Source organism: Acidovorax sp. GW823-FHT05D11 (genome assembly GCF_058795695.1).
The window spans coordinates 3,505,902-3,526,321 of the sequence record NZ_CM179502.1 but is presented as its reverse complement, the minus strand read 5'-3'; the positions used below and the strand labels follow the sequence as shown (position 1 = coordinate 3,526,321).

The following is a 20,420-nucleotide window of genomic DNA, read 5'->3' as shown; positions in this document are numbered from 1 at the left end:
CGCCAGCCCTCCCCATTGCAGATACAGACCGCCTCCATTTTCAGGAATTGACAATGAACGCCACCGCTACCGCCACCGCCAGCAAGAATGCGCTGGAACTGCGCAACCTGAGCTTCTTCTACGGCAAGTTCCAAGGGCTGCGCAATGTCAGCCTCAACATCGCGGAACACAAGGTCACCGCCTTCATCGGCCCTTCGGGCTGCGGCAAGTCCACCCTGCTGCGCACGCTCAACCGCATGTACAGCCTGTACCCGGGCCAGCGTGCGGAAGGCTCGATCAACTTCTACGGCCAGGACATCCTGGACCCCAAGCAGGACATCAACCTGCTGCGCGCGCGCATCGGCATGGTGTTCCAGAAGCCCACGCCGTTTCCCATGTCCATCTACGACAACATCGCCTTCGGCGTGAAGCTCTACGAGACGCTGAGCAAGAGCGAGATGGACGACCGCGTGGAATGGGCGCTGTCCAAGGCCGCGCTGTGGACCGAGGTGAAGGACAAGCTGCACCAGAGCGGCCTGTCCCTGTCCGGCGGCCAGCAGCAGCGCCTGTGCATCGCGCGCAGCGTGGCCGTCAAGCCCTCGGTGCTCCTGCTCGACGAGCCCACCTCGGCGCTGGACCCGCTGTCCACCGCCAAGATCGAAGAGCTGATCGACGAGCTCAAGCACGACTACACCATCGCCATCGTGACGCACAACATGCAGCAGGCCGCCCGCTGCAGCGACTACACCGCCTACATGTACCTCGGCGAGATGATCGAGTTCGGTGCCACCGAACAGATCTTCTTCAAGCCCGAGCGCAAGGAAACCGAAGACTACATTACCGGCCGTTTCGGCTAAGGAGACAGCAGATGCCCGATAAACATCTTTCGTCCCAGTTCGACAGCGAACTCAACAGCGTGTCCGCCCGTGTCATGGAGATGGGGGGGCTGGTGGAATCGCAGATCCGGCAGGCGGTCTACGCGCTGTCCCAGTTCAGCCTGGAGGCCGTGGAGACCGTGGCCTCGATGGAGACCCGCATCAATGCGATGGAGGTCGAGATCGACCAGGAGCTCTCCTCCATCATCGCCCGCCGCCAGCCCACCGCGCGCGATTTGCGCCTGCTGCTGGCCTTCTCCAAGGCCACGGCCAACCTCGAGCGCATGGGCGACGAGGCCAACAAGATGGCGCGCATGGTGCGCTCCATCATCGAAGGCGGCGCCCCGCGTTCGCTGCCGTCGAGCGACCTGCGCGTGGCAGCCGAGCTGGCCTCGGGCCAGCTGCGCAAGACGCTGGACGCGTTCGCGCGGCTGGACGTCAAGGCGGCCGTGGCCATCCTCAAGGAGGATGACCTCATCGACAAGGAATTCGACGGCTTCGTGCGCAAGCTCATCACCTACATGATGGAAGACCCGCGCACCATCTCGCCCAGCCTGGACCTGTTGTTCCTGGCCAAGGCCATCGAGCGCATCGGTGACCATTCCAAGAACGTGGCCGAGCTGATCATCTATCTGGTCAAGGGCAAGGATGTGCGCCACACTGCCCTCGACGAGATCGAGTCGGCCGTGCTGTAAGAAAGGGCTTTGGCACACCTATGAGAAAGCTCCCACGCGTCCTCATCGTGGAGGACGAACCCGCGATTGCCGAGCTGATTGCCGTCAATCTGCGCCACAACGGATTCCAGCCCTTCTGGGCGGAAGACGGCGACTCCGCCCAGCGCGAGCTCGACGCCGTGCTGCCGGATGTCATCCTGCTGGACTGGATGCTGCCGGGCCAAAGCGGCCTGTCGCTGGCCCGCAAATGGCGTGCCGACAGCCGTACCAAGCCCATCCCCATCCTCATGCTCACCGCCCGTGGCGACGAGCCCGACAAGGTGGCGGGGCTGGATGCCGGTGCCGACGACTACATCACCAAGCCATTTTCCACGCAGGAGCTGCTGGCCCGCATCCGCGCGGTGCTGCGCCGCCGTGCGCCCGAGCAGGTCAGCGACAGCGTGACCATCGGCGAGCTGGTGCTGGATGCCGGCACCTACCGCGTGACCTTCCAGGGCCAGCCGCTCAAGGTGGGCCCCACCGAGTTCAAGCTGCTGCACTTCCTGATGAAACACGCCGAGCGCGTGCACAGCCGCTCGCAGCTGCTCGACAAGGTGTGGGGCGACCATGTGTTCATCGAGGAGCGCACGGTGGATGTGCATGTCAAGCGGCTGCGTGAAGCGCTGGGTGCCGCATCCGTCATGGTGGAAACCGTGCGCGGGGCAGGCTACCGGCTCACGGCCCAGCCGCAGGTGCAGTTGCAGGCGTGATGGCGCAGGCCTGATGTTTGGATGGGGTGCACGGGTTGCGCCCCTGGCGTTGATAAGAAGGCTGAGCTGACCGCATGCTGTGGCGTATTTCGTATTTCCTGCTCTGGCAGATGGCGGGTGGTAGCCTGGGATGGTGGCAGGGCGGCCCCTGGGGCGCGGCCCTGGGCGCAGCCTTGGCGGGCTGGGCCTGGTTTGTATGGGACCTGCTGCGCGGTGCCCGCGTGCTGCGCTGGCTGCGCACGGGCGACCTGGCGGAAGTGCCTGCCATGCGCGGCATCTGGGGCGAGGCGGCGGACCGCGCTCGGCGCCTTCTGCGCAGGCAGCAGGCGCAGATCCGCGACAGCCAGGACCGGCTGCAGGAAATCCTGGCGGCGCTGCAGGCCACGCCCAACGGCGTGGTCTTGCTGGATGCGCAGGGCCGGATCGAGTGGTGCAACCAGATGGCGGCCAACCAGTTTGGTTTTGATGCCCAGCGCGATGTGATGCAATCGATCGGCAACCTGGTGCGCGACCCCGAGTTCACGGCCTACTTCGCCGTCCAGGACTTCACCCACGATGTGGTGCTGGAAGGGCGCTTCAGCACGCCCTCGCGGCCCGTGCGCATCTCGGTGCACCTGCACCCCTACGGGGACGGGCGCACCTTGCTGCTGTCGCGCGATGTCACGGCGCTGGAGCAGGCCGAGGCCATGCGGCGTGACTTCGTGGCCAATGTGTCCCATGAGATCCGCACGCCCCTGACGGTGCTGGCCGGTTTCGTCGAGACCCTGCAGACCCTGCCGCTGAATGCCGATGAGCGAGCGCGCTACCTGGGCATGATGGCGCAGCAGGCGCTGCGCATGCAAAGCGTGGTGCAGGACCTGCTGACTCTGTCGCGCCTGGAGGGCAGCCCGCCGCCCGGCATGGCGGAGTGGACGCCCGTGCAGGCGCTGATGCAGCGGTGCGAGGAAGAGGGCCGCGCATTGTCCGCCCTGCTCACGCAGAACCAGCCGCGCCAGCATGTGATGATTTTTCCGGCCGTGGACAGCCTGCATGCCGAAGGCGATATCGCGGGCGTGCCCGCCGAGCTGCAGAGCGCGCTGTCCAACCTCATCAGCAACGCCGTGCGCTACACGCCCGCGGGTGGATCGATCACGGTGGCCTGGCAGCGCAAGGAGGACGGCCGTGCCGTCTTCTCGGTGCAGGACACGGGGCCGGGCATCGCGCCGGAACACCTGCCGCGCCTGACGGAGCGCTTTTACCGCGTGGACCGCAGCCGTTCCCGCGAGACCGGCGGCACGGGCCTGGGACTGGCCATCGTCAAGCATGTGCTGCAGCGGCACGGCGCCACGCTGGACATCTCCAGCACCCTGGGCAAGGGCTCGGTGTTCGCGGTCACCTTCCCGGCGAACCGGTTGCGTGTTTTCTCGCTGCCGGATTGACCGCACGCCAGAGCATCGCCAGGAACAGCGCGGCCGTCGCGACCAGCGCCGCTGCGCTCGCGGCCCAGAAAGGCGTAGGCGATGGCTCGGCGGCCCACGGCCCCAGGCCACGATAGGCCAGCAGGTAGCCGCCCCCCAGGCCGGCGCCCCACAGCAGCACGCAATACACCACCAGCGGCGCCACCGTAATGCGGTAGCAGCGCAGCACGAAGACGCACAGCGTCTGCAGCGCATCGGCCGCGTGGTAGGCGGCCACCCACACCATGACCCCTCCCGTCAGGGCCACCACGCCGGTGTTGCCGGAGTACACGCCCCCAATCTGGTCTTTTGCTATTAATAATATAGCTGCCAGCGCAATACCGATCAGCGCTGAGAGCTTGAAACCTATGAAAACCACCTGGCGTGCCCGCGCAGGTTCGCCCGCCCCCAGCCAGTAGCTGACGCGGGCGCTGGTGGCGATCGCCAGCGACAGCGGCACCATGTAGAGCACGGCCGCCACATTGGCCGCAATCTGGTGGGCCGCCGACGCCGTGGTGCCCTGGCGCGCGATGAACAAGGCCATCAGCGTGAACGAGGTCACCTCGACCATGACCGCGAGCCCGGCCGGGATGCCCAGCCGGGCAAAGCCCGCGATGGTGGGCCAGTGAGGGGGTTCCATGCGGCGCCAGATGCGCAGGGGCCCATAGAGATCCTGGGTGCGCAGCAGCCAGACCGCCACCGCGAGCATGCTGCAGTTGACCACCAGCGTGGCCCAGGCGCATCCGACCACGCCCAGCGCGGGCAGCCCGCCGCCGCCGAAGGTGAACCAGACCGACAGGGGCAGCTTCACGAGCAGCGATCCCACCTGCAGCCAGGTCACCAGCTGGGGGCGGCCCAGGGCCTGGTTCAGGGTGCTGTAGATCCGAAAGAGCAGGGCGGGTGGCAGCGCCAGGGCCAGCACGGCCAGGTAGCTCTCCACCTCGGTGCGCAGGGCGGGGGGCACCTCGGTCCAGCGCAGCAGGGGCCCCGGCGACAGCAGGATGGCCATTCCCAGCAGCGATGCCGCGCCGCACAGGTACAGCGCCTGCCGCAGGGAGCGGCCCAGGGCGTCGGTCTGCCGGGCGCCGCGCTGCTCGGCCCATACCGGCAACAGGGCCTGCAGAATCCCGATCAGCGCCACATACACGCTGATGAAGATGGCCGAACCCACCGACAGCGCGGCCAGCGAGGATTCCGCATGGCGCCCGGCAACGATGGTGTCCGTGACGCCAAAGGCCATCACGGCCAGCTGCCCCGCCAGCACCGTCACCGCGTGGCGCGAGATGCCCGACAGTTCGGACATCAGCGCGCAGGCCCTGCGCGGCGAAACACCAGGAGGTGGTCGTTCTTGTCGGTGGGGCGGGGAATGGTGGCCCGGGCTTCCCAGCGCGCCGTGTTGACCATGCGCTCGGAAGGCGGCCAGGACGCGATGTCTGCCACCAGCCAGTCGCACTCGTCCTGCAGTCCCGCCCGCTGCAGCGAAAGGCCGCCGTGGTACTGCAGCGCCGCCACCTGGGCGCGGTTCAATCCCACGGTCTGCACGCAGCCCGGTGCCGGCCCGAGTGCCGCCATCACGCTGCGAACCTGGGGCCGGTAGCTGCGGGCGTAGTCCAGAAGCGGCAGCCACAGCGTCATGAGCAGCAGCCAGCCCAGCGCCGCGCCGCCGGCGGGCAGCACCAGGCTTTTCCAGATCGGGGCCCGGTCGCGCGAAGCGCGCCACCAGACCAGGCTGCACCAGCCCACGGTGGCCGCCAGGGCCACGACCAGGGCCAGCGCGGAGAACTCCGGCACGAAGCCGGGGGCCAGCTTGGCCACATTGGCGGCGGGCTTGGCGGGAAACCCGGTCTGCATGGCGATCCAGATGACCCAGATCGCCAACGCCGACACCGTGAAGAACAGCAGCGTGAACCAGTCGATCAGGGCGCCCACGCTGCGCCGCAGCGTGGGCAGCGCGAAGGCCGCCAGCGCGGCCATGGCGGGCAGGCCCAGCAGCAAGGCCCGGTCGGCGGGCTGGGTGGTGGCGGTGGCGGCGACGGATACCGCCACAAACCACAGCGGAAGCAGCAGGTGCCGGTGCCCCTGGCGGCTGACGATCTGCTTGCGCCAGCGCCACAGGGTCCACAGGGCCAGGGGCCAGGCGGGCCATCCAAACCACAGCAGCAGCCGTGCCAGGCTCTGCCACTCCTTGCCCCCGGAGCCGGAGCCCACGATCCGCCAGCGCCAGAGGTCCAGGCCCCAGGCCAGCAGCGCCGCCGCCAGCGTGACCGCCGCGAAGGCCAGCGCCCACCGCAGGCGGCGGTCGGAACCGCTGCCGGGCGCATACACCACCACCGCCATGCTGCCCAGCCCGAGCAGGGCCGCGAGCGCGGGAGCCCCGGCCAGCGTCAGGCCGGCCATGCCGGCGACAAGCGCCACGGCGGGCGCGACCGTGCGGTGCGGCATGGCAGCCACGGCGAAGAAGAGCAGCGCCGTGCAACTGAGCTGCGCCAGGTAGCTCGTCACCTCATGCGACAGCTGCGCCAGGCCCAGGCAGGCAATCAGGGCCAGCAGGCCGCCATCGGCGATGGCGCGGGCATAGTCGGGCGGGTTGGCTTCGCCGCCGAAGGCGAAGGCCACGGGCTGGGCCCCCGGGCTGCGCGCGAGGTAGTACACGGCATACCAGGTGGCGGTCAAGGTGATCGCCAGCAGGGCCGCGAACGGAAGGCGCACGGCCATCTCGGCGGACACCCACTGCGGCGCCAGCTGGATGGCCCACGCACCCAGCCAATACGGAAGCAGCCCCTCGGTTTCCGGAGGCATGCCCCCGAGCAAGGGGCTGAGCCACGGAGTGCGCCCCTGTGCCAGCTCCAGCATGTACCCAAATGCCGTGACATCCGCGCTCTTCCAAGGATCGCGCCCGATGAAGCCCGGCACGACGTAGGCGATGCACAGCAGCATCAGCGCCCAGCGTGGAAGGGGGCTGACGGCGTTCTGGGTGACGATGGCGGGGGTCGGTGGATTCACGCGTCAGGGGGCGGCAAAAGCGGAGCCACCGAGAATAAAGGCAAAAGCATAGAAAAAGGCAGCGCGGTTGCCCGGGCTGCCTTTGTGGCGGAGCGCAGAAGGCGAATTACTTCGCTGCGGTCTTGCCGAAACGGTTGCGGAAGCGCTCGACGCGGCCACCCATGTTGTCCACGGACTTTTGCGTGCCGGTGTAGAAGGGGTGCGATTCAGAGGAGGTGTCCAGCTTGAACAGCGGGTATTCCTTGCCTTCGAAGGTTTCCATTTCCTTCGTGTTCACGCACGAACGGGTCACGAACTTGAAACCGTTGGACAGGTCCGAGAACAGGACTTCGCGGTAGTTGGGGTGAATGCCTTCTTTCATGATCAATCCTTGTCAAGTGCGGGAGCCGTGCTGAACCCGGTGCAACCTTTGCGCCGTGGAACATCCAGCGTACTTTCCGCAGAAAAAGCCCTCTATTATGGCACAGGGCGAATACGTGTCTTCTTCAACGTCGCTGCGCATCCGTCACAGCGATGGAAACCGGCGCGGCCCAAGCCCAGTGCCACCGTGGAACTGGCTCTGCCAGGCCACGGGTGGCGTCCCCCTCCGGGGGAAGGCGCCGAAGGCGACTCAGGGGGGCTTACCCGCCTCGTCGCATCATGTCGAAGAAGTCCACATTGGTCTTGGTGGCCTTCATGTTCTTGATCATGAGCTCCATGGACTCGATCTCGTCCATGTTGTACATGAACTGGCGCAGGATGCGGGTCTTTTGCAGGATCTCGGGCGCCAGCAGCAGCTCTTCGCGGCGGGTGCCGCTCTTGTTGAGCTCGATGGCCGGGAACACGCGCTTTTCGTACAGGCGGCGGTTCAGGTGGATCTCGCAGTTGCCGGTGCCCTTGAATTCTTCAAAGATCACTTCGTCCATGCGGCTGCCGGTGTCGACCAGCGCGGTGGCGATGATGGTGAGCGAGCCACCTTCCTCGACCTTGCGCGCGGCGCCGAAGAAGCGCTTGGGGCGCTGCAGCGCGGCGGCGTCCACACCACCGGACAGCACCTTGCCGCTCGACGGCACCACGTTGTTGTAGGCGCGGGCCAGGCGGGTGATGGAGTCGAGCAGGATCACCACGTCCTTCTTGAGCTCGACCAGGCGCTTGGCGCGCTCGATCACCATCTCGGCCACGTGCACGTGGCGCGCGGCGGGCTCGTCGAAGGTGGAGGCGATGATCTCGCCCTTCACCGTGCGCTGCATTTCGGTCACTTCCTCAGGGCGCTCGTCCACCAGCAGCACCATCAGGTGCACGTCGGGGTTGTTGGCCGTGATGGCGTGGGCGATGTGCTGCATCATCACCGTCTTGCCGCTCTTGGGCGGGGCGACGATCAGCGCGCGCTGGCCGCGGCCGATGGGCGCGATGATGTCGATGATGCGGCCGGTGATGTTCTCTTCGCTCTTGACGTCGCGCTCCAGGCGCATCTGCTCCTTGGGGAACAGGGGCGTCAGGTTTTCGAACATCACCTTGTGCTTGTTCTGCTCGGGCGGGCCATCGTTGACCTTGTCCAGCTTGGTCAGGGCAAAGTAGCGCTCGCCGTCCTTCGGGGTGCGCACTTCGCCTTCGATCATGTCGCCGGTGTGCAGGTTGAAGCGGCGCACCTGGCTGGGGGAGATGTAGATGTCGTCCGTGCTCGCCGTGAAGCTCGTGTCCGGGCTGCGCAGGAAGCCGAAGCCGTCCGGCAGGATTTCCAGCACCCCGTCCGCGAACACCTGCTCTCCCGCCTTGGCGCGCTTCTTGATGATGGCAAACATCAGCTCCTGCTTGCGCATCCGGCCCGTGTTTTCGATTTCGAGTTCTTCGGCCTGCTTCAGGACTTCAGACACGTGCAGTGCCTTGAGTTCGTTTAAGTGCATGGAATGACTCCTTGGCGGAGCTGGTATGAATCTTGGGGGAGGAGGGCTGGTGCCGGATGGGCTGCTGTTTGCAGGTCCGGCTTGCCGGGGATCTCGGTCCGGCTGCCAATGCGTGCAGGCCGGTGATCTGGGGGAATTATGACAGGAAAAAAAGCAGGGGATTCACGCGGGCCGGATTCGGTGGGCGCCGGGCTGACGGCCCGGGCCATGCGCCTTCATCAAGAAAGCCCCGCATGCCGGGTGATCGCGTGCGGGGCCGGGGCTGGGCCGTCGGTCAGGCCAGTTGCTGGTCGATGAAGGCGGTCAGCTGTGCCTTGCTCATGGCGCCCACTTTCGTGGCGGCCAGCTGGCCATCCTTGAACAGCATCAGCGTGGGGATGCCGCGGATGCCGAACTTGGCGGGAATCTCGCGGTTCTCGTCCACGTTCATCTTGGCGATCTGCAGCTTGCCCTGGTAGGTGCCCGCGACTTCGTCCAGGATGGGGGCAATCATTTTGCAGGGGCCGCACCATTCGGCCCAGTAGTCCACCAGCACGGCGGTGCCGGGTTTCAGCACGTCGGCTTCAAAGCTGGCGTCAGAGACATGTTTGATGAGTTCGCTGGCCATGGCGGATTCCTTGTTTTTGAGCGGGTTGTGACCGGTGTACGTTTAAAGTCTGGGCATTGTGACAGAAACCAATCCCACGTTCACCGGTGTGGCCGGGCCCTGCGACGCTATGACTGTCATAGCGAAAAGCGATCAGTGCGCAGCCCTGGTGCCCCTGTGGCGGCGCGTGCTGGGACAGGTGGCCGGGCACCTGCGCCAGCAGGGCGCGCATCCGGCGCGCACGGTGGTGCTGGTCCCCTATGCCCAGCTCATGCCGTGGGCGCAGCGCTATTGGGCCCTGTTCCATGCGGACGGTTTTGCTCCCCGGTTTGAAACAACGCGCAACTGGGCACGGCAGCTGGCGGCGTTCGTGCCCATGGGCGACGACCTGGCCGGGGATGTGGCGCGCGACACCTTGACGGCGCGGGCGCTGCTGGACCGCGCGGGCCTTTCGGCCCAGCGCGACGTGCTGGCCGCGCCGCTGCAGGAGGCCGCGGCGCAGCTGGCGACCGTGGTGGCCGCGGTGCCGCCCGCGCAGCGGCCAGCATGGGCCGCGCATGCGCGCGGCCTGCTGCCCGAGGCCGACGGCGCCTCGGCGCTGCGCTTCGAGGCCGTCGTGGCGCGCATTGCGCTCGAATGGGTGCTTGCCTCGCGCCATGCCACCGATGTGCTATTCGAGGCCGGCGTGCGGGAGTCCGTGGACGCGCTGGTGGTGCTGCACGGGTTCCAGGCAGAACCCCTGGCGCAGGCCTTGCAGAACCACTGGGGCGACAAGGCCACGGCCCTGGCGCTGCCTCCCGGGCCTGGCGATCCAGGTCCCATGGGGCGGGTCGCGCTGCATGCCGCGCAGGATGCCGAGGACGAAGCCCAGCGGGCCGCCGCCTGCGTGCTGGCGCATGTGGCGGCGGGCCGCACACCGGTGGCGCTGGCGGCCAACGACCGGGCTCTCACGCGCCGCATTGGCGCGCACCTGGCAAGCTCGGGCGTGGCGGTGCGCGACGAAAACGGCTGGACACTGTCCACCACCCGCGCCGCCGCGCAGCTGATGGCCGCACTCAAGGCCTGCGCATGGGATGCCCGTGCGGATGAAGTGCTCGACTGGCTCAAGCACGCCCCCGCCGTGGCGGCGCCAGCGCTCGATGCGCTCGAGCGCGCGCTGCGCAAGGCCCCGGTGGCGAACTGGGCCGGTGCGGCGCAGCGCGACTGGTCCGGCAAGCCGGCCCTGGCGCAGTGCGTGGCGCTCGCGCAGGGCTGGCGTGAGGGCCTGCGCGCGCCCCGCCCGCTGGCGCAGTGGCTGCAGGCCCTGCGCCTGCTGCTGCAAGCCAGCGGCCAGTGGGCGCAACTGGAGGCGGATGACGCGGGCGCCCGCGTGCTGGCCGCGCTGCGCCTGCAGGCGGGGCAAGAGGCCGAGCTCGACGGCTGGGACAGCGCGGGGCGGCCCATGGCGCTCGCCGAATTCACGCGCTGGGCCAGCGAGGTGTGCGAGGCCGCGCGCTACGTGCCGGCTCTCGCGGGCGATGCGCCCGTGGTCGTCCTGCCCCTGCCGCAGCTGCTGGCACGGCCGTTTGCGGCGCTCGTGCTGCCCGGGTGCGACGAAAAACGCCTCCAGTCGTCACCGGAGCCCACGGGTGACTGGACCACGGCCCAGCGCGAGGCCTGGGGCCTGCCCACGCGCGGATCGCTCGAGGCCGCCCAGCGCGCGGCCTGGCACTACGCCCTGCAGACACCCGAGGTGGATGTGCTGTGGCGCACGGGCGACGAAGGTGGCGAACCCCTGCTGGCCAGCGCGCTGGTGCTGGCGCTGCACCTGGATGGCGCCGCCCGCCCAGGCACCGATGGGCGCCGCGCGCGCACCGTGCCGGCCGCGCCCACCCCGCGCCCCGGGCCCGACGGGAGTGCCCTGCCTGTCCAGCGCCTGTCGTCCACGGCCTATTCCGACCTGCGGCATTGCCCCTACCGCTTCTTTGCGCTGCGCCAGCTGGGCCTGCAGGAGGCCGACGAGCTGGCCGCCGAGGTGGACAAGCGCGACTTCGGCAACTGGCTGCACGCGGTGCTGCAGCACTTCCATGAGGCGCTGCTGGCCGAGCCGACAGACGACGCGGGCGCGCGCGCGGCGCGCATGGACAGTGCCGCGCAGGCCGTCACGCTGCAGCAAGGCCTGGGGGAGGGCGACTTTCTACCGTTTGCCGCAGGCTGGCCGCAGGTGCGCGATGGCTATCTGCGCTGGCTTGCGCAGCATGAGCAGGCTGGCGGGTACTTCCGGCAGGCCGAGGTGCAGACCACCCAACCGCTGGGCGCCCTGCTGCTGGTGGGCACCATCGACCGCATCGATGCCATCTCGTCCACCGGCGAGCCCACGCCGCTGGTCATCGACTACAAGACCGAAAACGACACCGTCACGCGCAAGCGCATTGGCGCGGGTGCCGAAGACACCCAGCTTGCTTTCTACGCAGCCTTGCTGAGCCACGACACGCTGCGCGCCGCGTACGTGAACGTGGGCGAGCGGGGCGAGACGCAGATGCACGAACAGGAAGAGGTGGTGCACCTGCGCGACCTGCTCGTGGAGGGCATTCAGCACGACTTCGAACGCATCGCTGCGGGCGACCCCATGCCCGCGCTGGGTGAGGGCATGGTCTGCGACTACTGCGTTGCGCGCGGCCTGTGTCGCAAGGATTTCTGGGAATGAACGCTGCCTACGAACACAACGGCCACCCCGTCTCGCGCGAGGCGTTCTACGCCATCGCCTGCGACCCCGCGCGCAGCGTGGCGGTGGAGGCCTGCGCGGGCGCGGGCAAGACCTGGATGCTGGTGTCGCGCATGCTGCGGGCCTTGCTCGACGGCGCCGCGCCGCACGAGATACTGGCCATCACCTTCACCAAGAAGGCGGCCGGTGAAATGCGCCAGCGCCTGCAGGAATGGCTCGAAGCCTTTGCCCAGGCCCCCCTGGAAGACATCACCCGCGAGCTGGTTGCCAGAGGAATCAGCCCCGAGCGCGCTCAGGACAAGCGCGAGGCGCTACAAAATTTATACCGTCAGATGCTGGCCAGCGGCCGCCCGGTGCAGATCCGCACCTTCCACAGCTGGTTTGCCGCGCTGCTGGGCACGGCCCCGCTGGCGCTGCTGCAGGCGCAGGGCCTGCCGGCCAACTTCGAACTGCTCGAAGACGATGCCGAAGCCGTGCGCGAGGTGTGGGCCCCGTTCCTGCACACCGTGGCCACCAGCGCCGGCCTGCGGGCCGACTACGAGGCCGTGGTAGCCCGCCACGGTCGCTCGCAGACCCACAAGGCGCTGGCGGCGGCGCTGGCCAAGCGCGTGGAATTCGACCTGGCCGACGCGGCGGGCGTGCTCGATGCCTCGGTGCCTTCCTTTCAGGCGCACTGCCCGGAACTGGCGGGACTGGATGAGCCCGCCGACGCGCTGCAGGACGACGCTTGCCACCAGCGCTGGCTGGCCCGCGCCAAGGCCCTGGGGGCCGAGGCCAACAAGACGCCACAAAAGGCGGCCGACGCCATCATCGATGCGCTGGCCTGCGGCGACCTGAACCTGCGCCTGGACGTGTTGCGCAAGGCCATGTTTGTGGCCAAGGAAGACCGGCTGTCGAAGAATCTCGAAAAGTTCGCCGCCGCGCAGGAGGCCGAGCCCGAGTTGCAGCGCCTGCTCACCGCCCGCCGCCAGCATGACGCCTGGCAACACCAGCAGCGCATGGCCCGGCTGGTCCGCTGCCTGATCGCGGAATTTGCCGCCGTCAAGCAGCAGCATGGCTGGGTGGACATGAACGATGTGGAGCGCACGGCCCTGGTCATGCTGGCCGACCCGATCCTGTCGGGCTGGGTGCAGGAGCGGCTGGATGCACGCATCCGCCACCTGCTGGTCGACGAGTTCCAGGACACCAACCCGCTGCAGTGGCAGGCGCTGCACGCCTGGCTGTCGGGCTATGCGGGTTCGGGCGGCGGCGCCAGCGGCCAGACGCCGCCCAGCGTGTTCATCGTGGGCGACCCCAAGCAGAGCATCTACCGTTTTCGCCGCGCCGAGCCACAGGTGTTCATCGCCGCGCAGGCCTTCGTGCGCCACGGGCTCGCGGGCGACCTGCTCAGCTGCGACCACACGCGCCGCAACGCCACGGGCGTGATCGCCGCCGTGAACCACGTCATGGGCACCGCCCAGGCGCAGCACGAGACCAGCGGCTTTCGCGACCACACCACCGAGTCCAGGGACCCCGGCGTGCTGCTGCGCCTGCCCGCCATCCTGCCGCCGGATGCCGGCAGCGGCGGCGCGGGCGCGGACCCTTTCGCCTGGCGCGACAGCCTGACCGAGCCCCGCCACGAGGCCGAGGAAACCCAGCGCATGCGCGAATGCACACAGGCCGCCGCGTGGGTGGCGGCGCAGATCGCGCAGGGCACGCCGCCCCACGAAGTGCTGGTGCTGGCCCGCAAGCGCGACCGGCTCGCCGCCCTGCAAGAGGCCCTGCGCGCCCTGCACCTGCCCTGCGTGCAGCCCGAGAAGGCCGACCTGTTCGACGCGCCCGAGGTGCAGGACATCGTGGCGCTGCTCGATGCGCTGGTGTCCACCGGGCACGACCTTTCCCTGGCACGGGCACTCCGCTCGCCCCTGTTTGGCTGCGGCGACGAGGCCCTGGTGACCCTGGCGCTGCTGCGCCGCCAGCCGGAACACGCTGCCTGCAGTTGGTTTGATTTGCTACAAAAAAGTGAGCTGCTACCGCTTGAAATGAAAGCGCTGGGGCCCGTTTTGGCTCAATACAGGGCCTGGGTGGATGGCCTGCCCCCGCACGACGCGCTGCACGCCATCTACCAGCACGCCGATGTGCTGGCGCGCTTCGCGGCGGCCGCCCCCGCCGCGCAGCGCACCGCGGTGCAGGCCAATCTGCGCGCCTTGCTGTCGGCCGCGCTGCAGCACGACGGCGGCCGCTACCTCACGCCCTACGCCTTTGTGCGTGCCATGAAAAAGGGCGGCGTGCGCGCGCCGGGCCGGGTGGATGCGCAGGCGGTGCGCCTGCTCACCGTGCACGGCGCCAAGGGGCTGGAGGCGCGCTGCGTGCTGCTGCTGGACACCGACACCCGCCCCCAGAAGGCCGAGACCATGGGCGTGCTGGTGGACTGGCCCGGCGAGCAGGCCGTGCCCAGGGCCTTCGTCTTCTTCGCCAGCGAATCGAACCCGCCGCCCAGCGCCGTGGAAGTGCTGGCCGCCGAGCAGCAGGCCCGCCAGCGCGAAGAGCTGAACATGCTCTACGTGGCGATGACGCGGGCCAAGCACTGCCTGGCGCTGTCCAGCGTGCAGCCGGCCGCATCCGCGCCGGGCAGCTGGTGGAACCGCCTGGCGCCGCTGGCGGCCGAGATCGCCGTGCAGGAGGGCCCTGGCGCGCCCGGGGGCGAAGCCCTGGCCGGGCCGGGCCGCCATGATCACTTCATGCTGGCGGAGCTGCCGCCGCTGCCGGAGCACCTGCGCGCGGCGCCCGCCGTGGGGCCGGTGGATGCCGACCGGGCCGCCGACCCCGGCGATGCCACGGCTGCCTCCACGCCGCAGTCCCGGCTGGGCGAGGCCATGCACCAGCTGCTGGAGCAGGCGGGCGTGGCTGGGGCCCCGCTGGTGGAGCTGCGCGCCCAGGGCTGGCCGCCCGCGCGGGTGGCGCGGCTGGCGCGGGATTTCGACATCACCATCGCGGCCGCGCGGCACGCCGCGCTGACCGCGCAGCGCATCCTGGCGGGCGAAGGCGCCTGGGCCTGGGAGGCGTCGGCTGTGGACACCACCATCAACGAGGCGCCCTTGCGCTACCAGGGCCTGAGCCTGCGGCTGGACCGCCTGGTGCATTGCCACCAGCCGCCCGAACGCGCCGGGTGGTGGGTGCTGGACTACAAGAGCGCGGCCGAGCCCGAGCGCCAGCCCGCGCTGCTGGCCCAGCTGCAGCGCTACCGCAGCGCCGTGCAGGGGCAGACGCCCGGCGAACGCGTGCGCGCGGCCTTTCTCACGGGCGACGGGCGCCTCGTGCCCGTGCCCGACGCCGTGCCTGCCGGGCCCGATGCAGTGCAGGGCGCAGAGGCCGCGCTGCGGCATACTCTCGCCCCCGCCGCGCAGGAACCCGGGGCCGTGCCGCCGCCGCTGCCCCTGCCGCGGGGACCCGGCCCCGACGATTCGCCCCAGGGTTCCCTGTTCTGACGCTTTTTTTCCCGATTGCCGGCCTCCCATCCAAAGGTTTTCCCCATGAATGTTTCCCTTCCTCCCGCCCCCGACGACGTGGCCGGCCTGCACTGCGACGTCGCCATCGTGGGCGGAGGCCCCGCCGGGCTCATGGCCGCCGAAGTGCTGGCGCAGGCGGGCGTGGCGGTACATCTGTTCGACGCCATGCCCTCGGTGGGGCGCAAGTTCCTGCTGGCGGGCAAGGGGGGGCTGAACCTCACGCATTCCGAACCCCATGCGCCGTTCGCCGCCCGGTTTGCGGAGCGCCAGCCGCAGGTCGAGCCCTGGCTCACCGCGTGGGGCGGGCCCGAGATCCGCGCCTGGGCGCAGGGGCTGGGGGTGGAGACCTTCGTGGGCACCTCGGGCAGGGTCTTTCCGGCCGACATGAAGGCCGCCCCGCTGCTGCGCGCCTGGCTGCAGCGCCTGCGGGGGCAGGGCGTGGTGTTCCACATGCGCCGCCGCTGGCTGGGCTGGGCGGACGATGGCGCGCTGCGCTTCGCCGCGCCGTCGGGCGAGGAGCGGGTGCAGGCGCGCGCCGTGGTGCTGGCGCTCGGGGGCGGCAGCTGGGCGCGCCTCGGCTCGGACGGCGCCTGGGTGCCCCTGCTGGCCGGGCGTGGGCTTGCCGTGGCGCCGCTGCGCCCCGCCAACTGCGGTTTCGACGTGCTTCGTGGCGATGTGCCTGCGGGCGAGACGCGCCGCGCGTTCCTGCAGGAGCTCATCGGCCGCACACCTGCTCCCGCCACGGGCTGGACGCCCCACTTCGCCGGACGGTTCGCGGGCCAGCCGTTCAAGACGGTGGCATTGGCGTTCACCGACAGCCAGGGCCGCGCCTTCAGCCGCCGGGGCGAGTTCGTGGCCACGGCCACGGGCGTGGAGGGCAGCCTGGTCTATGCCGCATCGCACCTGCTGCGCGACGAGATCGAGGCCCACGGCCATGCCACTTTTCACCTGGATCTGCTGCCCGACCACACGCCCGAACGCGTGCTGGTGGAGGTGCGCCATCCACGCGGGTCGCGCTCGCTGTCCAGCCATCTCAAGAGCCGCCTGGGGCTGGACGGCATCAAGGCCGGCATCCTGTACGAGCACCTGGGCAAGGACGGGATGAACGACCCCGTGGCGCTGGCCCACGCGATCAAGGCGCTGCCCGTCACGGTGGTCGCCGCGCGGCCGCTGGACGAGGCCATCAGCACCGCGGGCGGCGTGGCTTTTGACGCGCTCGATGCCCGCCTCATGGCCACCGCCGCGCCCGGCGTGTTCTGCGCGGGGGAGATGCTCGACTGGGAAGCCCCCACCGGCGGCTACCTGCTCACGGCTTGTCTGGCGAGTGGTCGCGTGGCCGGGCACGGCGCGCTGGACTGGATTCGCCAACGCGGGGTGTAGCTTTCGGCGGCTCCTTCATCCAGATGGAAGTTCCCTTCGGCGTTCAAAACTGACACGCCGCCACCGCCACCGTGGATCCGGCTGCGCCGGTCCACCGGAGGCCTCCCCCCGGGGGGCAGACGCCGCAGGCGGCTCAGGGGGCTCAGGGGGGCTCAAAACTTGGCGCGGTAATACAGCATCGGGCCGCCCTTGCGCGCCCGCAGCACCAGGCGCGATCCGCCCTGCAGCTGCACGCCGATGGCGCCAAACTCGGGCACCAGCCCCCGGGTGCGGGAGGAGGCCCATTGCACCTCCACCCGGGTTCCATACATCGGCGGCTGCGACTGCCAGATCATGCCCATCGCGTCCTGGGGCTGGCCTGCCGGGAGAGGACGTGTCCAGGCGGAAATGTCCAGATGGCGCCCACTGTCCAGGCGGGACCGCCAGCGAACCCCGAGGTCCAGGCTGGCGGGGGGCAGGGCGCCGCCCGCCAGGGGGGCGCCAGCGGCCGAGGGTGCCGGCGCGCTCATGCCCAGCGACAGCCCGAATCGGCCCCCGCTATCGGACGTTTCGGGCGTGAGCCAGCGCGTCACGCCGATGTGCTGCGTGCTGTTGAAGCTGCTGCCCGGCTGGGCCGCTCCCGAGGTGGCCCATGGCGGGGCCGTCTCGCCCATGCTGGGCAGCTCGACGCTGTGGACCTCGTACGCGGCGGAAAGGCGGGCCGTTTCCTGCTCCAGGCTGGCCCGCGCCTCGTCGGCGAACTGGGAGTCGGCTCCCCAGGCCGCGCCCGCGACGGCCAGGCACAGCCAGCCCACCACCGGGCGCCCGGGCAGCATGCGGGCCAGGGCTTGCGGCCGGCGCGCACGCGCCGGCAAGGCGCGCCGGTAACGGAAGGAAAAAATCACTTGCGCAGTCAGGGGGGTTGACATGGCGGCACCCGATGAAAAGAAAGGATGAAGCGATGCAACAAAGTGTGCGCCTGCCGCCCGGGGTGGCGCAATCCCGAAAGCCGCAAAACAGCGTGGGAAAGGACTGACATGCGCTCGCGCCGCGTGCCTGTGCGCGCAGGAGGCGGCCAGCGCATGCCACGAAGGGGAACGGGGTGGGGGAGGGGATGCGCGACAACACCGCGCCAGGAATGCCGCTCGCGGGCACGCCGCGCAGGCAAGAAAAGAGAAGTTGACGAGCCTTACCCCCGGCACTGGCTCCACAGTTAGGGCTGCTTGGTTCCCCACCTGACCCGGTTGGCCGCTTCACCATGCGGGGAGGCCCGTCAGGATGGGATTCTACCTCCTGAACAGGACGCCATTTTTTACTCCTCTCGAATGGCCTGCAATTGCAAAGGGCGACGACGCCAGCGCGGCGTTGCCCACGCCAGGGGCGGCCCCTGGGCGGCGTGTCTGGCGTGGGCGCGCGAGCCGGTGCCGGGCGGCGCAGGGCTTTCGCGGATGGCGGGCCGCGGCACCCAGACCCGGTACGCCATGGGCCCTAGAATCACCCCCCATGTCCTATCTCGTGCTCGCCCGCAAGTACCGCCCCCGCAATTTCACCGAAATGGTGGGGCAGGAGCACGTGGTGCAGGCCCTGACCAACGCGCTCACCCAGCAGCGGCTGCACCATGCCTACCTGTTCACCGGGACGCGGGGCGTGGGCAAGACGACGGTGTCGCGCATCCTGGCCAAGTCGCTCAACTGCCAGGGGCCCGATGGGCAGGGCGGCATCACCGCCACGCCGTGTGGCGTGTGCGCGGCCTGCAGCGACATCGACAGTGGCCGGTTTCCGGACTACACCGAGCTCGACGCGGCCTCCAACCGGGGCGTGGACGAGGTGCAGAGCCTGCTGGAACAGGCTGTCTACAAGCCGGTGCAGGGCCGCTTCAAGGTCTTCATGATCGACGAAGTGCACATGCTCACGAACACGGCGTTCAACGCCATGCTCAAGACGCTGGAAGAGCCGCCCGAGTACCTCAAGTTCGTGCTCGCCACGACCGACCCGCAGAAGGTGCCGGTCACCGTGCTTTCGCGCTGCCTGCAGTTCAACCTGCGTCCCATGGCGCCGGAGACCGTGCTGTCGCACCTCACGCAGGTGCTGGCGTCGGAGAACGTGCCGGCCGAGCCCCCGGCGCTGCGCCTGCTCTCGCGCGCGGCGCGTGGCTCCATGCGCGATGCGCTGTCGCTCACCGACCAGGCCATCGCCTTTGGCAGCGGCCAGCTGCAGGAGGCCGCCGTGCGCCAGATGCTGGGCGCGGTGGACCGCTCCTACGTGTTCCGCCTCATCGACGCGCTGGCCCGTGGCGATGGCAAGACGGTGGTGGAAACCTCGGACACGCTGCGCCTCAATGGCCTGTCTGCCGCTTCCACGCTGGAAGAGATGAGCGCCGTGCTGCAGCGCATGGCCGTGTTCCAGGCCGTGCCGCAGATGGCGGCTGCCGTGGATGCCGACGACCCCGAGGCGGCGGAAACGGCGCGGCTTGCCGGCCTGATGCCCGCCGACGAAACCCAGCTGCTCTACAGCCTGTGCCTGCACGGGCGCGGCGAACTGGGCCTGGCGCCCGATGAGTATGCGGCGCTGACCATGGTGCTGCTGCGCTTGCTGGCGTTCAAGCCTTCGGGCGAAACGGCTGAAAAAAAAACTCTGACGCGGCCTGAAGCGGCGTCTTCTGGCCCGCCACCGGCGGTTTCCGCGGTGCCCGCGGCGGCGGATGCCGCCATGCCGGCACCCGTGGTTGCCCCGGCCCTGGCCGCCGCGCCACCTCCCCAGGTGCCGGCGGCTTCGCCGGAGCCCGCCGTGGCCCCGGCGTTGGCGCAAGACGCCCCTTCACCAGAATCCGCCGATGCCTCCGAGCCACCTCCCTGGCCGGGCTCGGACGAGCCGGGCGCCGCGGCGCCTGCCCCCTCGGCCGCCACCGCGCTGCCGGTGCGCACGTCCGATCGGTTTGAGCGAAATCGGCCCCCAGCGCAGTCCCCGCATGCGCAAGGTGCTCCTGAATTCGTAGCGATTCCGGTGCGCGAGACGCCCGAACCCGGGGAGCGGCTGCAACCGCTGCCGCTTTCGGCCCCCGCGCCTGTTTCCGCGCGCTACACGCCCACCGAGGAGGGCGATGTCTGGCATGCCACCGTGCAGCAGATGGTGGCGGCGGAATCGATCACCGCCCTGGTGCGTGAGCTGGCCCTGCAGTCGCAGCTGGTGGCGCGCGACGGTGGCCACTGGCTGCTGCGCGTGGAGCGCGAGTCGCTCAATCAGCCCACCGCCCGCGAGCGCCTGCGCGCCGCGCTGGAGGCCGCGGGGCACGCCACCCAGATCAGTGTGGAGGTGGGCAATGTCATCGACAGCCCGGCCCGCCGCAATGCGGCCGCCGCTGCCGAGCGCCAGCGCCGCGCCGAAGAGATCGTGAACAACGACCCCTATGTGCAATCGCTGATGCGCGACTACGGCGCGAGAATCGTGCCGGGCAGCATCAAGCCTGCGTGAGATGAAGCTCCCCCTGAGTCGCCTTCGGCGCCTTCCCCCTCTCTCGCTTCGCGGGAGGCGGACGCACTCGGTGGCCTGGCACGGCCAGCTCCACGAGTGCACTGGATTGGGGTGTGCCAGTTTCGACGGCCGCTGACATTGCACAGCACAATACCGTGCATCTCGGATACCGAATCTCTGTCCCTTCGTGGGAATCGATCAACCAGAAAGAAG

14 protein-coding genes and 1 other RNA gene are annotated in these 20,420 nt (G+C 69.4%); 8 read left to right on the top strand and 7 right to left on the bottom strand.

The genetic code is table 11. The features are described 5' to 3' along the window. Positions 1-53 precede the first annotated feature (53 nt). The 4 genes from pstB (at position 54) to phoR (ending at position 3,695) form a co-directional block, all read left to right on the top strand. Positions 54-836, top strand: a complete 783-nt coding sequence (gene pstB, locus AC3RCE_RS16360) for a phosphate ABC transporter ATP-binding protein PstB (RefSeq protein ID WP_218297659.1) — start codon at positions 54-56, stop codon at positions 834-836. Positions 837-847: 11 nt separating this feature from the next. Beyond that, positions 848-1,549 (top strand): phosphate signaling complex protein PhoU, encoded by a 702-nt coding sequence (phoU, locus tag AC3RCE_RS16355; protein ID WP_010457902.1) that lies wholly within the window; start codon positions 848-850, stop codon positions 1,547-1,549. Positions 1,550-1,569: 20 nt separating this feature from the next. After that, positions 1,570-2,277 carry a phosphate regulon transcriptional regulator PhoB gene (gene phoB, locus AC3RCE_RS16350; protein WP_142146933.1) on the top strand — a complete coding sequence of 236 codons (708 nt, stop codon included), beginning with the start codon at positions 1,570-1,572 and terminating at the stop codon, positions 2,275-2,277. A gap of 74 nt (positions 2,278-2,351) precedes the next feature. Next, a complete protein-coding gene (gene phoR, locus AC3RCE_RS16345; protein WP_492253487.1) occupies positions 2,352-3,695 on the top strand; it encodes a phosphate regulon sensor histidine kinase PhoR in 1,344 nt (447 codons plus the stop codon). Here phoR and AC3RCE_RS16340 read toward each other — a convergent pair. The 5 genes from AC3RCE_RS16340 to trxA form a co-directional block, all read right to left on the bottom strand. Next, the gene (locus tag AC3RCE_RS16340) at positions 3,649-5,016 is read right to left on the bottom strand and encodes an MATE family efflux transporter (RefSeq protein WP_369642785.1); all 1,368 of its coding nucleotides are present in this window, start codon (positions 5,014-5,016) and stop codon (positions 3,649-3,651) included. The two genes, phoR and AC3RCE_RS16340, sit on opposite strands and share 47 nt — an antisense overlap. Continuing rightward, positions 5,016-6,716, bottom strand: a complete 1,701-nt coding sequence (locus AC3RCE_RS16335; RefSeq protein WP_218297656.1) for a hypothetical protein — start codon at positions 6,714-6,716, stop codon at positions 5,016-5,018. Before AC3RCE_RS16335 ends, AC3RCE_RS16340 begins: the two co-directional genes overlap by 1 nt. A gap of 106 nt (positions 6,717-6,822) precedes the next feature. Then, complete coding sequence (locus AC3RCE_RS16330; protein WP_008906759.1) at positions 6,823-7,077, bottom strand: type B 50S ribosomal protein L31; 255 nt, start codon at positions 7,075-7,077, stop codon at positions 6,823-6,825. Between the two features lie 259 nt (positions 7,078-7,336). Continuing rightward, complete coding sequence (rho, locus tag AC3RCE_RS16325) at positions 7,337-8,599, bottom strand: transcription termination factor Rho (protein WP_056067265.1); 1,263 nt, start codon at positions 8,597-8,599, stop codon at positions 7,337-7,339. 274 nt (positions 8,600-8,873) lie between these two features. Further along, the gene (trxA, locus tag AC3RCE_RS16320; RefSeq protein WP_218297655.1) at positions 8,874-9,206 is read right to left on the bottom strand and encodes a thioredoxin TrxA; all 333 of its coding nucleotides are present in this window, start codon (positions 9,204-9,206) and stop codon (positions 8,874-8,876) included. Between the two features lie 109 nt (positions 9,207-9,315). Between trxA and AC3RCE_RS16315 the strand changes: the two genes are divergently transcribed. From AC3RCE_RS16315 to AC3RCE_RS16305, 3 genes are read left to right on the top strand one after another with little or no spacing between them, the layout of a single operon-like run. Further along, on the top strand, positions 9,316-11,871 hold the full coding sequence (locus AC3RCE_RS16315; RefSeq protein WP_492253486.1) for a PD-(D/E)XK nuclease family protein: 2,556 nt from the start codon (positions 9,316-9,318) through the stop codon (positions 11,869-11,871). Beyond that, the gene (locus tag AC3RCE_RS16310) at positions 11,868-15,356 is read left to right on the top strand and encodes a UvrD-helicase domain-containing protein (RefSeq protein ID WP_492253485.1); all 3,489 of its coding nucleotides are present in this window, start codon (positions 11,868-11,870) and stop codon (positions 15,354-15,356) included. Before AC3RCE_RS16315 ends, AC3RCE_RS16310 begins: the two co-directional genes overlap by 4 nt. Before the next feature lie 45 nt (positions 15,357-15,401). Next, positions 15,402-16,757 carry a TIGR03862 family flavoprotein gene (locus AC3RCE_RS16305; RefSeq protein WP_218297652.1) on the top strand — a complete coding sequence of 452 codons (1,356 nt, stop codon included), beginning with the start codon at positions 15,402-15,404 and terminating at the stop codon, positions 16,755-16,757. Between the two features lie 152 nt (positions 16,758-16,909). Here the strand turns inward: AC3RCE_RS16305 and AC3RCE_RS16300 are convergent, their stop codons facing one another. Together AC3RCE_RS16300 and ffs are read right to left on the bottom strand one after the other, a co-directional pair. Continuing rightward, positions 16,910-17,665: a hypothetical protein gene (locus tag AC3RCE_RS16300; RefSeq protein WP_492245451.1), complete on the bottom strand. Its 756-nt coding sequence runs from the start codon at positions 17,663-17,665 to the stop codon at positions 16,910-16,912. Between the two features lie 249 nt (positions 17,666-17,914). Next, an RNA gene (gene ffs / locus AC3RCE_RS16295) (signal recognition particle sRNA small type) lies at positions 17,915-18,011 on the bottom strand. 228 nt (positions 18,012-18,239) lie between these two features. Between ffs and dnaX the strand changes: the two genes are divergently transcribed. Next, positions 18,240-20,207 (top strand): DNA polymerase III subunit gamma/tau, encoded by a 1,968-nt coding sequence (gene dnaX, locus AC3RCE_RS16290; RefSeq protein WP_218341608.1) that lies wholly within the window; start codon positions 18,240-18,242, stop codon positions 20,205-20,207. Positions 20,208-20,420 lie beyond the last annotated feature (213 nt).

Bases quoted from the DNA above. Each gene is read 5' to 3' on its own strand.
- phoU (WP_010457902.1), top strand. From the start codon at position 848: ATGCCCGATAAACATCTTTCGTCCCAGTTCGACAGCGAACTCAACAGC.
- AC3RCE_RS16310 (WP_492253485.1), top strand. From the start codon at position 11,868: ATGAACGCTGCCTACGAACACAACGGCCACCCCGTCTCGCGCGAGGCG.
- phoB (WP_142146933.1), top strand. From the start codon at position 1,570: ATGAGAAAGCTCCCACGCGTCCTCATCGTGGAGGACGAACCCGCGATT.
- rho (WP_056067265.1), bottom strand. From the start codon at position 8,599: ATGCACTTAAACGAACTCAAGGCACTGCACGTGTCTGAAGTCCTGAAG.
- AC3RCE_RS16300 (WP_492245451.1), bottom strand. From the start codon at position 17,665: ATGTCAACCCCCCTGACTGCGCAAGTGATTTTTTCCTTCCGTTACCGG.
- dnaX (WP_218341608.1), top strand. From the start codon at position 18,240: ATGTCCTATCTCGTGCTCGCCCGCAAGTACCGCCCCCGCAATTTCACC.
- AC3RCE_RS16330 (WP_008906759.1), bottom strand. From the start codon at position 7,077: ATGAAAGAAGGCATTCACCCCAACTACCGCGAAGTCCTGTTCTCGGAC.
- phoR (WP_492253487.1), top strand. From the start codon at position 2,352: ATGCTGTGGCGTATTTCGTATTTCCTGCTCTGGCAGATGGCGGGTGGT.
- trxA (WP_218297655.1), bottom strand. From the start codon at position 9,206: ATGGCCAGCGAACTCATCAAACATGTCTCTGACGCCAGCTTTGAAGCC.
- AC3RCE_RS16340 (WP_369642785.1), bottom strand. From the start codon at position 5,016: ATGTCCGAACTGTCGGGCATCTCGCGCCACGCGGTGACGGTGCTGGCG.
- AC3RCE_RS16315 (WP_492253486.1), top strand. From the start codon at position 9,316: ATGACTGTCATAGCGAAAAGCGATCAGTGCGCAGCCCTGGTGCCCCTG.
- pstB (WP_218297659.1), top strand. From the start codon at position 54: ATGAACGCCACCGCTACCGCCACCGCCAGCAAGAATGCGCTGGAACTG.
- AC3RCE_RS16305 (WP_218297652.1), top strand. From the start codon at position 15,402: ATGAATGTTTCCCTTCCTCCCGCCCCCGACGACGTGGCCGGCCTGCAC.